Annotated in this window: 12 protein-coding genes; 4 read left to right on the top strand and 8 right to left on the bottom strand. The window is 71.7% G+C overall.

What is annotated here, in order from left to right; genetic code table 11:
• Positions 1-246: 246 nt before the first annotated feature.
• The 3 genes from AC08OO_RS18490 to AC08OO_RS18480 all read right to left on the bottom strand — a co-directional run bounded on the left by AC08OO_RS18490 (position 247) and on the right by AC08OO_RS18480 (position 2,774).
• On the bottom strand, positions 247-1,026 hold the full coding sequence (locus AC08OO_RS18490) for a hypothetical protein (RefSeq protein WP_476610991.1): 780 nt from the start codon (positions 1,024-1,026) through the stop codon (positions 247-249).
• Between the two features lie 558 nt (positions 1,027-1,584).
• Positions 1,585-1,791, bottom strand: a complete 207-nt coding sequence (gene bldC, locus AC08OO_RS18485) for a developmental transcriptional regulator BldC (protein WP_006540950.1) — start codon at positions 1,789-1,791, stop codon at positions 1,585-1,587.
• 152 nt (positions 1,792-1,943) lie between these two features.
• A complete protein-coding gene (locus tag AC08OO_RS18480; RefSeq protein WP_011434574.1) occupies positions 1,944-2,774 on the bottom strand; it encodes a DUF8083 family protein in 831 nt (276 codons plus the stop codon).
• A gap of 261 nt (positions 2,775-3,035) precedes the next feature.
• Between AC08OO_RS18480 and AC08OO_RS18475 the strand changes: the two genes are divergently transcribed.
• A complete protein-coding gene (locus tag AC08OO_RS18475; protein ID WP_476610994.1) occupies positions 3,036-4,121 on the top strand; it encodes a Glu/Leu/Phe/Val family dehydrogenase in 1,086 nt (361 codons plus the stop codon).
• A gap of 365 nt (positions 4,122-4,486) precedes the next feature.
• Positions 4,487-4,693 (top strand): DUF3073 domain-containing protein, encoded by a 207-nt coding sequence (locus AC08OO_RS18470; RefSeq protein WP_011434572.1) that lies wholly within the window; start codon positions 4,487-4,489, stop codon positions 4,691-4,693.
• Positions 4,694-4,928: 235 nt separating this feature from the next.
• Here AC08OO_RS18470 and purM read toward each other — a convergent pair whose 3' ends face one another.
• From purM to AC08OO_RS18455, 3 genes are all read right to left on the bottom strand, one after another.
• Positions 4,929-6,038: a phosphoribosylformylglycinamidine cyclo-ligase gene (gene purM / locus AC08OO_RS18465; RefSeq protein WP_476607189.1), complete on the bottom strand. Its 1,110-nt coding sequence runs from the start codon at positions 6,036-6,038 to the stop codon at positions 4,929-4,931.
• A complete protein-coding gene (purF, locus tag AC08OO_RS18460; RefSeq protein WP_476610995.1) occupies positions 6,035-7,669 on the bottom strand; it encodes an amidophosphoribosyltransferase in 1,635 nt (544 codons plus the stop codon). Before purF ends, purM begins: the two co-directional genes overlap by 4 nt.
• Before the next feature lie 269 nt (positions 7,670-7,938).
• Positions 7,939-8,751, bottom strand: a complete 813-nt coding sequence (locus AC08OO_RS18455; RefSeq protein ID WP_476610996.1) for a sterol carrier family protein — start codon at positions 8,749-8,751, stop codon at positions 7,939-7,941.
• A gap of 187 nt (positions 8,752-8,938) precedes the next feature.
• On the opposite strand from AC08OO_RS18455, the gene AC08OO_RS18450 reads away from it, so the two are divergent.
• A complete protein-coding gene (locus tag AC08OO_RS18450) occupies positions 8,939-12,505 on the top strand; it encodes a sacsin N-terminal ATP-binding-like domain-containing protein (protein ID WP_476610997.1) in 3,567 nt (1,188 codons plus the stop codon).
• Between the two features lie 28 nt (positions 12,506-12,533).
• Here the strand turns inward: AC08OO_RS18450 and AC08OO_RS18445 are convergent, their stop codons facing one another.
• Positions 12,534-12,872: a DUF2530 domain-containing protein gene (locus tag AC08OO_RS18445; protein ID WP_476618817.1), complete on the bottom strand. Its 339-nt coding sequence runs from the start codon at positions 12,870-12,872 to the stop codon at positions 12,534-12,536.
• 59 nt (positions 12,873-12,931) lie between these two features.
• Entirely contained in the window at positions 12,932-13,846 is a 915-nt protein-coding gene (locus AC08OO_RS18440) for a sulfotransferase (RefSeq protein ID WP_476610999.1), read from the bottom strand.
• Between the two features lie 206 nt (positions 13,847-14,052).
• Between AC08OO_RS18440 and AC08OO_RS18435 the strand changes: the two genes are divergently transcribed.
• Positions 14,053-14,133, top strand: coding sequence for a putative leader peptide (locus AC08OO_RS18435; protein WP_347272474.1), 81 nt, complete (start codon positions 14,053-14,055; stop codon positions 14,131-14,133).
• The last annotated feature ends 203 nt before the right edge of the window (positions 14,134-14,336 follow it).

Below are 14,336 nucleotides of genomic sequence, written 5' to 3'. Positions count from 1 at the left end.
CCCCAACGGGATTCGAACCCGTGCTACCGCCTTGAAAGGGCGACGTCCTGGGCCGCTAGACGATGGGGGCGCGGCGACGACCCTCAGCGAGGCTGCGCATCCGCCCAACCGCGACGTCGATCGTCTGAAACACCGCAAGCATAGGGGATGGCCCGGTCGGACGACAAACCCTTCCCGGGCCGATCCCGACCGCTCGGCATCCCCGTGGGAACGCTCCCCTGGCCGGCCAGCCACCCGGCTGCCGCGTCACCGGCCCTTCTCCAGGCGTGAACGGCCCGGCGCCTCCTGCCCCGCGGGGCGGCCTGCCGCGGGCGCGATGGCGCGGCGCGGGTCGACCCATCGGTAGCGGGAACGGAAGAAGGCTCGGACCGGCAGCCCCCCGATCGCGATCGAGTGCTCGATCCGCGCCGGCCCGGCGGGATCGCCGCGACCATGGACCTCGGCGAGATCGAAACTCAGCGTGACCTCGTCGGCCCGGTCCCCGGGAGTGTTCGGATCATAGACACGGAGCGTGATCGACGTTCCGGCCTGGACGTAGGCGTAGGCGAGCACCTGATGGTTCAGGCCGAGCAGCCGCGGATCGGGGGAGCGCACCGTGATGATCCCGATCGGGGACAGCAACCCCTCGTCCAGATCGAGCCGGATCCGTGGCCACTCATCCGCCAGGCTCGTCCGCGCGACTCCCGGCCGGACCCGGATCCCCCGGTTGACGTCGGCGTCGGCGCCCTGCATGAGCCGGTAGTAGCGGGCCACCCCCCGCGGGATGTCGAAGCTCTCCAGCAGGCGGCGGACGAGGTACGCGTACAGCGGGGAACCGACTGCCGGCGCCACGACGTCAGGCGGCGGCCCGATTCCGGCCTCGAACAGATCACGCACAGCGTAGATCATCCCGCCGCACAGGCCCCGGCTGGCGTCGCCGAGGCCCAGCCGCCGAGTCGACCATGGCGCCGAAACGGCCAACAACGGTTGCGGAGCGAAGCTGTTCGTGAACCGGAACGCGCTGGTACTGGGCCGGAAACCGGGCACAGTCGACTCCCGCCCCCAGCCCTGGTTATCGGCGCCGCCCGACGTCACGGTGCCGGGCGGGTTACGGCGCCAGGCGGCGGCCCAACAATGATCAACCTCCGGGCAGCTCGGATCTCTGTCCAGCGATCTCTGTCCAGCCTCTCGGCTGTCCAGGGCCTCGGCCGTCCGTCCAGTGCCTTGGCCCGGCGCGACGAGACCGGCGGACAGCCGTAACGGCCGTCCGCCGGTTCCCCAGCAGGTCCACCCAGCGCCCTCCCGGTGCGGAGGTGGTCCTTGACGCGGGACGTCGGCGGGACAGGATCCCGACGCATGGGCTCACCCACATGCCGGACGACCCGACGCCTGGATCTATCTACCCCTCCATCAGCGGCCCGATGGTGATACCGCAGCCTCCGGCTGTCGTCCGATACGGGACGATCAACCGCTCTCGAGACCTTCGGCCCTATTCCGCGGGACTCACGACCGACACCCTCGCACTGTCAGCCGTGCGGCCCGCACCCGAGGACCCGTACCCGAGGAGAGGAGGGGGCTCGTGCAACGCGCCAGGTTGGCGCGAACCTAGATGTCACTTCCGATGCTCGGAACTCCCTTCAGCAGGGCACGCACCTCCGCCTCTCGGTACCGGCGGTGACCGCCCAGAGTCCGAATCGACGTCAGCTTTCCGGCCTTCGCCCACCGGGTCACGGTCTTCGGGTCTACCCGAAACATCGTGGCAACCTCGGCGGGCGTCAGCAGCGGCTCAGCGTCTGGCGTTCGTGTCGTCATTGCGTTGGCCTCCCGTCACAGAGCGTCGCTCCGTCCCATACAGATCGTGCATCCTTCGGGGGCATTTCGGACATGGCACGTCAGGACCATCTACTGACTAGTCACAGCTCGTCCGAAGCGGGCGGCAACTCTCAGTTAACAGAATGCGCCGATCAGCTCGCGGATTCCCGTGCCTGCAGGGGCCTCCACCTCATCAGGACTCGTTCGTAGGCTTCGACCGCTAGGTCTGTTCGCCCACGGCGTAACGCACTGACAGCCTCGACGATGTCCTCTACAGAGTTGTCGCGCCGAAGCATGTCATCGTCCAGCAAGTCAACTAGCCCGTCGTAGTCCAGTTCGACCCTGCTCTGCGGATGGAAGGACCCCAGCCAACGGGCCAGCTCGCCGACGCCCTCGACTCCCGGGGCGTCCGGAGAGCTCGCCCGCAGCGCCTCCACCGCCTCCACCGCCCGGCCCGCCCGCCGCCTGGCGAGGCTCATCGTGGTGCGGTAGATCATGGACCGCTCGGCGGTGTCCCCCGTGACCAGGGACCGTTCGGCCGGGTCGAAGAGCAGGAACCACGGCGGTGGCACCATCCAGGTACAGGTCTGCACGTGGACCTTGAGCGCGGGGCGGCGGGCCTTCCACCGGTCCAGCTCGACCTCGGCCGGCTCGATGATCCGCCGTGGCAGGAACGCCTCCGCGACGCGGTCGGGCATCAGGCCGCGGAACTCGAGCGCCGCCTGCCACACCCGCAGCTGGGTCGACCACGGACAGACGAACATCAGACCGTCGATCCACTGGACGAAGGCCGACTCGTCGGCGACGTCAAGGGTGGGATGGACGGTCGCGACCAGCGCCAGGACCCGCTCCCGGCGGGTCCCGGCCCGGCGCGAAGGCGGCCCCGCGGCGGCGTAACGCTGCCAGCGGCCACGTTCGGCCGCGGGAAAGGCAGCGAGCGGTTCGTACACCCGCAGATACGCCGCGGGGGAGACGACGGGCACCTCAGGACCCACTTACCGCGCGCGATCCGACCGACGACACCCACGCGGATGCCCTGGATCCTGGCATGCCTCGATCCTGGCACGTCCGCACACAAGCCGTCCGGCCTACCGGCGCCGTAGGGTTCGCCAGGACACGATCTGCGGGCCCTGGGCGCGGCGCGGGGTGGTTCGGCCCGCGCGCGGGATCAGGGCGGTGGGGGCCACGGGCCCCACGGAGGCCCCCAGAAGGCCCCCAGAAGGCCCCGAGGAGAGAGGTGCGCCATGTCGTCCCTGTTCAGGTCGTCCCTGTTCAGCGCCGTTTGTGACCATGAGCAGGTGCTGTTGTGCTCGGACCGTCCCTCGGGTCTTCACGCGATCATCGCCATCTACTCGACGGCGCTGGGGCCGTCGCTGGGCGGTACCCGCTTCCACCCCTACGCCGACGAGGAAGTCGCGTTGGCGGACGCCCTCGCCCTGTCCCGGGCGATGGCCTACAAGGCCGCCTGCGCCGGGCTGGACCTCGGCGGCGGCAAGGCCGTCATCATCGGTGATCCGGCCGTCGCGAAGTCGGAGCCACTGCTGCGCGCCTTCGGCCGCCATGTCGCATCATTGGGCGGCCGATACATCACCGCTTGCGACGTCGGTACCTACGTGGCGGACATGGACGTCATCGCCCGGGAAACCCGGTGGGTAACCGGACGGTCACCGGCGCACGGCGGTTCGGGCGACTCCGGCGTGCTGACCGCCTACGGGGTCTTCGAGGGCATGCGCGCCGCCGCCCGGCACCGCTGGGGAACGCCGAGCCTGGCGGGGCGCCGCGTCGCGGTCTCGGGAGTCGGCAAGGTCGGGCGGCGGCTCGTCGGGCATCTCCTCGACAGCGGCGCCTCGGTGGTCGCGGGCGACGTGGACCCGGTGGCCCTGGCCCGGCTGCGGGTGGAGTTCCCGGCGGCCGAGACCGTGCCGGACCCGGACGATCTGCTCGACCTCGACATCGACGTGTACGCCCCCTGCGCGCTGGGCGGAGCGCTGAACGCGGAGACCGTCCGCCGGCTGCGAGCCGGCGTCGTCTGCGGCGGCGCCAACAACCAGCTCGCGCAGCCCGAGGTCGGGCGGCAGCTCGCCGACGCCGGAGTCCTGTACGCCCCCGACTTCGTGGTCAACGCCGGCGGCCTGATCCAGGTCGCGGACGAGATCGAGGGCTACTCGCCGGAGCGGGCCCGGGCCAGGGCCGCGCAGATCTTCGACACCACCTCGGAGGTGTTCCGCCTCGCCGAGGCCGAGGAGGTGACCCCGACCGAGGCCGCGGAGCGGCTCGCCGAACGCCGCATGACCGACGTGGGACGCCTGCGGGGGATCCTGCTGCCCTGACGCCGACCGCGGATGGGGCGAGACGCACCGTGGGGCGAGACGCACCGTGAGGCGAGGCACACCCCCGCCACCAGGCACGATCACCCGCCCGGCGGGGGCCTGAACGTCAATGGGAACAGGTGACGGTGATCACATCCAGGCCCCGTCAAACGGGCCGCCGACGGCGGGGACGAGCGGATATCCCCGATCGAACCCACCGGACAAGCGGGTTCATACACCGTTTCCGATCGCGGACACCTTGTCCGGGGACAGGCAACTGTCGGGTTGGCGTGCCGAGAAGCCTCCGGTCCCTGTAGTCTCGGGAAGCACGAGACAGTGAGAGCACCGGGGCGGGTCCCCGTCGTCATGTTCGAGGGGGTCGAGCCATGGGGCGCGGCCGAGCTAAGGCCAAGCAGACGAAAGTCGCCCGCGAGCTCAAGTACAACTCGCCCACTATGGATCTCGACCGATTGAAGGCGGATCTGGGCGCGGGCTCGACGCGCGAGAACAACAACGACGACTCGTACGTAGATGACGACTACGGATACGACGCCTACGCAGACGACGAGGACGATCGACGTTCCTCCCGCTGACAGCGTCGCTTCGGTAGTCGCTCACCGCGGCAGGCTCACCGCGGTGGTCGTCGCCGACGGTGGTCGTCCGGGCTCAGGCCCGGGCTCCCACCGCCATAACGTGCTGCCGTGATGTTGGCCGCGCTGCATGCTTCTTCGCCAGTTCACTCCTGATCAGCCCAGGCTGCCCGGACAGGTTTCCCAACCTGCCCGGAGGGGCTGCCCTGCCCGGACGGGCTGTCCCGGACGGGCCGCCTCAGCGTGGATGCCGGCCGGCGAGCCGGGCCCTGGCCACGCCGGCTGGCTCCGGAGCGTCCGCCGTGCCGACCTCCCCTGCCACCCAGGCCGGCACGTCCCGCGCGGCGAGCAGCGCGAGAGCGTCGGCGACCGCAGTGGCCGGCAAGACCGCCACCATGCCGACTCCCTGGTTGAAGGTGGCTTCCATGTCCGCCTGGGTCACCTCGCCGCGCTCGGCGAGCAGACCGAAGATCGGGGGCACTGACCACGACGCCCGGTCCACCGTGGCCAGCAGGCCCGGCGGGATGACCCGGGCGAGGTTCGCCGCGAGACCGCCGCCGGTGATGTGGGCGAAGGTGTGCACCTCGACAGCCGCGGCCAGCGCCAGGCAGTCCCGGGCATAGATGCGGGTCGGAACCAGCAGGGACGTGCCCAGCGTGCCCCCCAGGGACGGGACGTATGACTCCAGATCCTCCCGCGCGGTCTCGGGAATCCCACCGGGCTGGCCAGAATCGACAGGACCGAACAAGATATGCCGTACGAGCGAGAAGCCGTTGGAGTGGATGCCGGATGATGCCATCGCGACCACCACGTCCCCGGGCCGGACTCGCTCCGGCCCGAGCACGTCGTCGGCCTCCACGACCCCGACCCCCGTCGCGGCCAGGTCGTAGTCGTCGCTACCCATGAGCCCGGGGTGCTCGGCGGTCTCCCCGCCGACCAGCGCTGCCCCCGCCTGCTCGCAGCCGGTTGCGATGCCGGAGACGATCTCGGCCACGCGCGCGGGGACCAGGGAGCCGCACGCGAGGTAGTCGAGCAGGAACAGCGGCTCCGCGCCGCACACCACGAGGTCGTCGACAACCATGGCGACCAGATCAATGCCCACGGTGTCGTGCGTGTCCAGGGCCCGGGCAACGGCAATCTTGGTGCCCACACCGTCGGTCGAGGAGGCGAGCAGCGGCCGACGGTACCGCGCCGTATCCAGCGCGAACAGGCCGGCGAATCCGCCGAGCGAACCGACGACCTCGGGCCGGGTCGCGCGCGCGACGTGACCGCGCATCAGCTCGACGGCACGCTCGCCCGCGGCCACGTTGACCCCGGCCGCCCGGTACGAGTTCAATCCACCGCTCATGCGGGCCTCACCCCGGCCGGCTGGGGCTCGGACTCAAGATCGGGCTCGGGCTCAGGCTCGGCGTCGTGGTTGTCCGGGGAGGGATCGGCACCGTTCATGCCCAGCGTCACGCCGCGCCGCAGCGCCTCGGCGATCATGTCCTCGGTGGTCTCCGCGCCGCCCGTCGCCTCCAGCCGATGCTTGCCGAGCTTGTCGGAATCGTTCAGCGGAACCGGGTACACGCCGTCGAAGCAGGCCCGGCAGAGCGTGCCGGCCGGTTGGCGGGAGGCCTCGACGAGGCCCTCCAACGAGACGTAGGCCAGCGAGTCGGCCCCGAGAGAGGCTCTGATCTCCTCGATGCCCGCCTCACTGGCGATCAGCTCGGCGCGGGTCGCGAAGTCGATGCCGTAGAAGCAGGGCCACCGTACCGGCGGCGAGGAGATCCGGATGTGGACCTCGGCGGCGCCGGCCTCCCGCAGCATGCGCACCAGCGCGCGCTGCGTGTTGCCGCGGACGATCGAGTCGTCCACCACGACGAGGCGACGCCCCTCGATCACATCCCGCAGGGGGTTCAGCTTGAGCCGGATCCCGCGCTGCCGAATCGTCTGCGAGGGCTGGATGAAGGTGCGCCCGACGTAGGAGTTCTTGACCAGGCCCTCACCGAACGGGATGCCCGACTCCTCCGCGTAGCCGACCGCGGCGGGTACTCCGGACTGCGGCACGGGGATGACCAGGTCGGCCTCCACCGGCGCCTCGCGGGCCAGCTGCCGGCCAACATCGACCCGGGTGGCGTGCACAGAGCGTCCGGCGATCGACGTGTCCGGGCGAGCGAGATAGACGTACTCGAACAGGCAGCCGTGCGGATCGGGCCGGGCGAACGTGCGCGAACACACCCCCTCGGCGTCGATGACGACCAGCTCGCCAGGAACGATCTCCCGTACGAGGGTGGCGCCGACGATGTCGAGGGCGGCCGTCTCGCTGGCGATGATCCACGCGCCGTCGGGATGGCCGTCGAGCCGGCCGAGCACGAGCGGGTGGATCCCGTGCGCGTCCCGGGCGGCATACAGCGTCGAGGCGTCCGAGAAGACCAGCGAGAAGGCCCCGGTCAGGCGGGGCAGCACGTCCATCGCCGCGTCGACGAGGGTCGGGCCGGGATGGTCGGCGAGCATGGCGGTGATGAGGTCCGAGTCGGTGGTCGCCCGCAGGCGGTCCCGCTCCGCGCCGAGCGTCCGCGCGAGCTCGACGATGTTGGTGAGGTTGCCGTTGTGCCCGAGCGCGATGGGGCCGCCGAAGCGGGCGGTGCGGTACGACGGCTGGGCGTTCTCCCAGGTGGAGGAGCCCGTCGTCGAGTACCGGGTGTGACCGACCGCCACATGGCCGCTCAGGCTGGACAGGGTGACCTCGTCGAAGACCTGAGCGACAAGCCCCAGTTCCTTGAAGACCACCACGGTCCGACCGTCCCCGACCGCGATGCCGGCAGCCTCCTGCCCGCGGTGCTGCAGCGCGTACAGACCGTAGTAGGCCAGGTTCGCCACGTCCTCACCGGGCGCCCACACCCCGAACACACCGCAGGCGTCACGCGGCCCCGGCTCGTCGGAGAGGTCTGATTCCCATCCGGGGGTGGCGCCGAAGCGGGGTGCGACGTCTGGCACCAGGACTCCTCGACAGGTCAGGGATACCGAAGAATGCGGACAATCTCGCGCGGGACCATGCGGGACCACAGAGGTGCCGGGCTCGTCCGCCGACGTGCCGAGACTCGCCGAGACGTGCCGAGACTCGCCGAGACGCGCCGACCACCGCCTCACCCCCGGCAGCTACCTCCCACCACGCTAGCAGTGAGGACGCGCATCGGCCGTTGTGCGCGCATGCCCGGACGGACCAGATCGTCCCTGATAAATCATCCGGCCCAGCCAACCCGCATCTACAGGAGGGGCAGGTAGGAACTGAGGTCGGCGCGCTCGCCGCTGGCCGCGACCCGGCCGTCGGCCACCGCCTCGGCCCACGGCAGGCGGCCCGCGCACAGCAGGACGAAGGCAACGGGTTCGGCCTCGGCGACATTCGGCGGTGTGCCCCGGGTATGGCGTGGACCCTCGACGATCTGCACGGCCGTGAACGGCGGCACCCGCAGTTCCACCGAGCGTCCGGGTGCCCGCTCGGTGAACATCTCCGCGAACACCTTCGTCGCCGCCCTGAGCGCATCCCGGACCGGCGTGACGCCTAGATCGAGGCCGTGCACCACCGCCTCGACCGCTCGGGTGCGCAGGAACTCCGCCAGGCGCATCGGGCCGCCCGGCGTCGGGACCACCGCTTCCTGAGTCACCGCGGCCATGGCGGCCACCGCGGCCGACACCTCACCGGCCAGCCAGCCTCTGATCTCGGCCGGCCCACGGTTCGCCGCCAGCGAGCGGGCGGTGTCCGCGACGGCCTCCGTCCGGGTTCCGGCGCCCGTCAGGTAGCCGCTCGCGGTGACGAGATCCCTCGCCGTGACGAGATCCGTCGTGCGCCGGGACGCCGGGACCGCGGGGGCCAGGGCCTCGGTGAGCGCGGTCGCGGAGCGGGAGACGTGCAGGACGAGGTCGCCGACCGTCCAGCCGGGCAGCGGACTCGGCACCCCGAGGGTCCCGTCGGGCAGGACACTCACCGCATCGACGATCCGCTGCCACTGGTCCGCCAACGTCGCGGCCAGCTCGGTACCGGTCGCCCTGGGATCCTGGCGGCGTCCGCGGGATGGCATCCCTCCATCCTGCCCGGCGCCGCGTCCCGGCCGGATAGCCCACCTGCCAGATACCACCAGGCACCACCCGATAACATCTAGTACAAACCAGTATAAAACGGTGCGCGGTTATATCTGGCTGTCCGCGCGCGCCGGTGTGCCGGACCCGATCCCCCGCCCTGCCGGGCAGGAAGACGAGTATGGACGGGTGCCAGTGACGATCCCGCGCGCTCCCGCCGACGAGTACGCAACCGCCGCGATCCGGCAACGGGTTCTTGACGCCTGGGCCGCCTCCCCGGCCCGCTTCCGGGAAGACGCCAATGCCGAGGAGGACGCGGCTCTCGGCGCCTACCGCGACCGCCTCGTCGTCGAACTTGTGCAGAACGCGGTCGACGCCGCGCGTGAGGCCGGCGTCCCGGCCCGGGTGTACCTGCGGCTGCGCACCTCCGCTTCGGAGTCGGACACTCCGGACACTCCGGATGCACCGGATGCACCGGATGCTTCGAAGACCGGCGCCGGTCCCGGGGGCCTGTTGGAGATCGCCAATACGGGGGCACCGCTGAGCCCGGCGGGGGTGGAGGCGCTGTCGACCCTGCGTGCCTCGGCGAAACGGGACACCACGTCAGTAGGGCGGTTCGGCGCCGGATTCGCCGCAGTGCTCGCGGTGAGCGACGATCCCTCGATCGTCTCCCGGTCCCGCCCGGGCGGGGGGGCGTCCGGAGTCACCTGGTCGAAGAGCAGGGTGATCAAGGCCGTGACGGCCGCGGGGGTGGGCGGCGCCGGCACCACGGCGCCGGCGCCGGGCCTGACCGAAGAACTGGCCCGGCGCGACGGGGCGGTACCCATCCTCCGGCTGCCATTCGATCTTCCCGCGCCGCCCGCACCACCGGACGGGTACGACACCGTGATCCGCCTCCCGCTGCGGGACGTCGCGGCGGCCACGGCAGCCCGGGATCTGCTGGCGGGGCTCGATCCGACCCTGCCGCTCGTCCTCGGCGGTCCCAGCGAGATCGTGGTTGACGTCGACGGGGCCGTTCGGACGATCACCTGTCGATGGATCCGCGGGGGCGGCTCATCCCAGCCCGCGCCGGGCGCGACGCCGACCCGCGTGGAGATCGCCGATCTCGACGGCGAGCGCTGGCGCGGCATCGCCCGTAGCGGCGTGATCCCGGCCAACCTGCTGGCCGACCGCCCGGTAGAGGAGCGCGGCCGGAACCGCTTCACCGCCCGGGTCATGGTCCGCGACGGCGGATGGCCCGAGGGCGTCGCCCGGGTCGTGCGGGCACCTCAGCCGACGGACGAACCGATCTCGCTGCCGATCCTGGCGAGCGTCGAGCTGCCACTGGATCCCTCGCGTCGACACACGGTATCGGGTCCGTTACGAGACTGGCTCACCGATCAGCTGAGCGCGGCCACCGTGGCGCTGGCCGAATACCTGGGCGCCGGCAGGAACCCAGACGCCGGCAGGAACCCAGACGCCGGCAGGAACCCAGACGAGACACCCGGCGACCCGCTGGCCGCGCTGGCCCTCGTGCCGACGGGGCTGCCGGTGGGCGAGGTCGACGGCAGGCTACGGGACGTGCTGATCCGACTTCTCCCGGACGCGGCGATGCTGCCCGGCGGTCTGCGTGGCCGGGACTGTTCCGTCTGCGATCTCGGCCCCGCGACCGATGCGGTCACCGAGCTGCTGCGCTCCTGCGGGGCCGACCCGGCCGAGACCTGGACCGAGGCCGACCCGGCCGAGATCGCCGGCACGGACGGGGCGGGTCCGGATGGCGACGACACCGTCGCGGCGAAGGTCGATGGGCAGGTTCCCGGCCTGCTCCCGGCGGCCTATGCGGCCCGCCGGTGGCGTACCGCACTCTCCGCCCTGGGCGTTCGACGGGTGGACAGCGCCGCCCTAGTCGAGCTGCTCTCCGGGGTGCCCCGCCCGCCACACTGGTGGGGACGTCTCTATCCGCTCCTGGTCGGGGCGCCGGACCGGGATGCGCTCGGCGCGCTTCCGGTACCGGTCACGGAGGTTCCCGCGCCCTGGGAGGACACCGAGCCGCGCGGGGCAGCCGGGTCCGGCGCCTTGCGGACGCGGATGGTCACCGGTCCGCGTGGGACCCTGCTGCCCACCGCCGACCTCGACATCGTCGCGCTGGCCCGATCGGGGCTGCCGCTGCGGGTCGTGCATCCCGACGCCTGCGCCCAGGACGCGGCGCGGGATGCCCTGCGCACCCTCGGCGCGCTTGAGGGCACTCCAGCGGGTGTCCTAAGGGATGCGGCGGTACGCGAGGCGGTCCTGGACGCCGATCCGGAGGACGATCCCGATGATCTCACCGCCCTGGCGAACGCGGTGCTGGCGCTGGTCCGGGACGCGGGCGAGGAGTCCGCGGCCGACCTGAGCTGGCTCGACGAGCTGCTGCTGCCGGACGGCGACGGTGACTTCACCCCGGCCGGCGAGCTGCTGATCCAGGGAGGCCCCCTGGATCGGGTGCTCGCCGAGGACGCGCCCTTCGGCACCCTGAGCGCCGAGGTCGCGCGGGCCTGGCCCGCCGAGGTACTGGCGAAGGTCGGTGTGCTGCGCACCTTCGGGGTGTTGCACGCCCACGACCTGCCGTTGGATCCCGACGAGCAGATCCTGCTTGACCTCGACGACAGCGACACCTGGGTTGACGACGTCGCGGCGGACGACCACGGCGCGCCGGGCGGCTCGGCGAACCTGCGTCGGCCGCCTCCCGGCGGGCCACCGGCACCCGCCATGATCGGGGTGTTCGCGGCGGTACGCGATCTCGAACTCGTCGACCGGGCCGCCTGGCCCGAGGCGCTCGCCGAGCTCGCCCGACCACCGTTGCGGGACATCGTGTTCGCCCCCGAGCCGTCCTATACGCGCTGGTGGCTGGCGCGGCACGCGGTGCTGCCCGTCGGTGGCGACGGCCGGGTGCCCCGCTCCGCGGAACACCCGGCGGAGCGCTCCGCGGAACACCCGGCGCACCGGGACAGCAGGGTTCTGCCTCCGGGCGAGCTCGTCCTACCCGACGCGGACCTCCTGCTCACCGGGCTGTTCGCGCCGGCGGCACCGCTCCCGGGGGTCGACGACGAGTTCCTGCGCCACCTCGGCTGCCGGCTGACGCTGGAGGACGTCCTCGGCGACCTGGGCGCGGTGATGGACCTGCTCGACCGGCTGGGCGACGTCGACCGGGACGTGCCGTGGCCCGCGGCTCGCACGCTGTACATCGCCGCGGTCGACGCGGTGGCCCGGGTCCTGACGGCGCCGGACGGTTCCGCCCACGACGGGCGGTTCGACCCGCCGCTGACCGTCCGCACCCCGGACGGCGTCCGGGCCTGCGCCGACGTCGTCGTGGTGGACGCACCGGACATGCTGGGGCTGCTCGGCGCGGACCGCTTCGGGCTGCGTCTCCCGCTGGACCGGGCGGCCGAGGTGGCCCACGTCCTCGGCGTGCGCCTCACCGCCGAGGCGGGCACCTGCGAGATCGCCTCGGCGGGCCCCGGCGAGGCCCGGCAGGCACCGGACGGCACACCGTACCGGGTTCACGACCCGCTGCTGGTCGAGGATCTCGCCGGCAGGCCAACCCGGGTGCCCTGGCGGGTACTCGGCGGGATCGGCGGCGAGATCCACGTGGATGCCGAGGCCGGCTCGGACGCGCTCGCGCGGGCCCTGGCCTGGCGCGGCGGGCAGTGGGACCGGCGGCATGCGCTGGCCGCGGCGCTGCGCGACCCCGACGGTGCCGCCTTCCGAGCCGCGGAGGACGACCTCGACGAGACCTGAGCCGCGCCGGTGGGTTCCGGTCGCCGGACTATCGATCCGCGTGGTCAGGGTTTCCCCGCGCCCGCAGCCGGTTGCGGCGGCGGATCACGATCCACAGGCCGGCGAGCCCGAGGACGAAGCCGCAAATCGCCGTCACGAACCACCAGAGCCGGCCGTCGCCCCGCAGGTCGTCGAGGAAGAACGCCATGACCAGCGCGGCGATGGCCCACAGCACGGTTCCCACCGCGACGGAGGCGACCCCGTCGTAGGGCAACGGTTCGGGCGCGGACGGGCGGGTTGTCGCGGCGGGCTCGCCGCCCTCCGGGACGGGCGGGACCTCGGGGGCGTGCGCACCACCCGTGGAATCGCTGCTTGCTGAGACGCTCATCCCGCTCGACGCTACCCTCTCGGCTCGCGGGCCGGACTGCTCGCGGGCCGGGGTGATAGTCAGGAGTCGTCCGCCGGTTCGACGAGCCACTCGTCGAACCGGCGTCTCGTCACGTCGCTCAGCAGGGCGATATCGGAACGGAACCCGTCCCGCAGCCGGGCCCCGATCGCCGGATCCAGCCGGGGGGCCGGGAAGGCCGGCACGGACGGGGGCGCCGGCACGGACGTCCCGGGTGGCCCGGGACGTCCTCGGCGCTCGGCCCCCAGCTTGACCCCCAGCTTGACCCCCAGGAAACCGTGGACCCGTCGAATGACGGCGGCGGGATCCCCGATCAGATCGCGGTACGCCGTCAGGAGTACCTGCTCGCGGGGGAACAGCGTGAACAGCCGCTGCAGCTGCGTGCCGTACCTGCCCAGGGCCAGGTAGCGCCACGGCCATGGCCAGCACGCGGCCGTCCGGGCGGCCTCGGCGGCCACGGCACGTTCGAAATCGTCGAGGTCCTCAAGACCGGCCAGCCGCATCCGGACCCAGTTCGCATAGGCCCGCTCCACCGGATCACGAAGAACGACGATGAGCTTCGCGTAGGGAAGCAGTTCGTGAATATGCCGCAGCGCCGTGAAGTCGGCGAGGTAATACGGGGTGCTCTCGCCGCGCACCGCACCCGCCGGAGCCGCGTCGAACAGCGCCTCGTAGTCGGATCGCCGACGGACAGGTGATCGCTCGCCCGGCCCGGCGCGAGCCACGCAGCCCGGACGACCGGCACTCCCGCCGGCTTCGCCCCAAGCGGAACAGACGACGCCGGCCCGGCCGGCCGTGGTGACGTCGAGCCCGCTTTCCAGGATGCGCCCGGCCAGGAAGTACCCCGGTTGCGGGATCTCGGGCATGAAGACGGATCGATGGCGGCCGAGTTCCTCGTGCAGGACCTCCGTACCCGCGTCGGGAGCACCGATCACGAAGAAATCAGGCAGAGCCACGGCATCTCCTGTTCCTGACGTCCCCGGCCGCGATTTCTGGAACGGTCCGTGAGTATATTCACGATTCTCCATCGGGAAAATGGACATCCCGGGACCTCCACGGCCGGCGTCATGCACCACAGATTCCACCGAAAGACCAAGAGGTGAGATAAGTCATACTTTTCAATGCTTGGCGACCGCCGGAGCAGTGTGCTTCCGTTGCTCTTGTGTTGAAGCGGCTGATCCTGGTCACCCGGGGCCACATTGATCTGCTCCGCGTTGCCTCGGCCGCCTGTCCGGCGGCCTGACGGGCAGCCGCCTACCTCCCGCACGGCGCTTCACGAAGCGTCAGCCGGTCCGGACACGCCAGACCAGGGCACGCCACCGTCTGTCAACCGACGTTGCCTCGTCTCGCGCGAACCGGCAAGCATCGCCAGGAAGGCCCCACCGGGCAGCGTCATCGCTGGTAGCTGCACATGCCGACCTCCCCCGAACAACATCGGCCCCGCCC

This window comes from Frankia sp. CeCAU1 (genome assembly GCF_977971845.1).
This window is presented reverse-complemented; position numbering and strand designations above follow the sequence as displayed.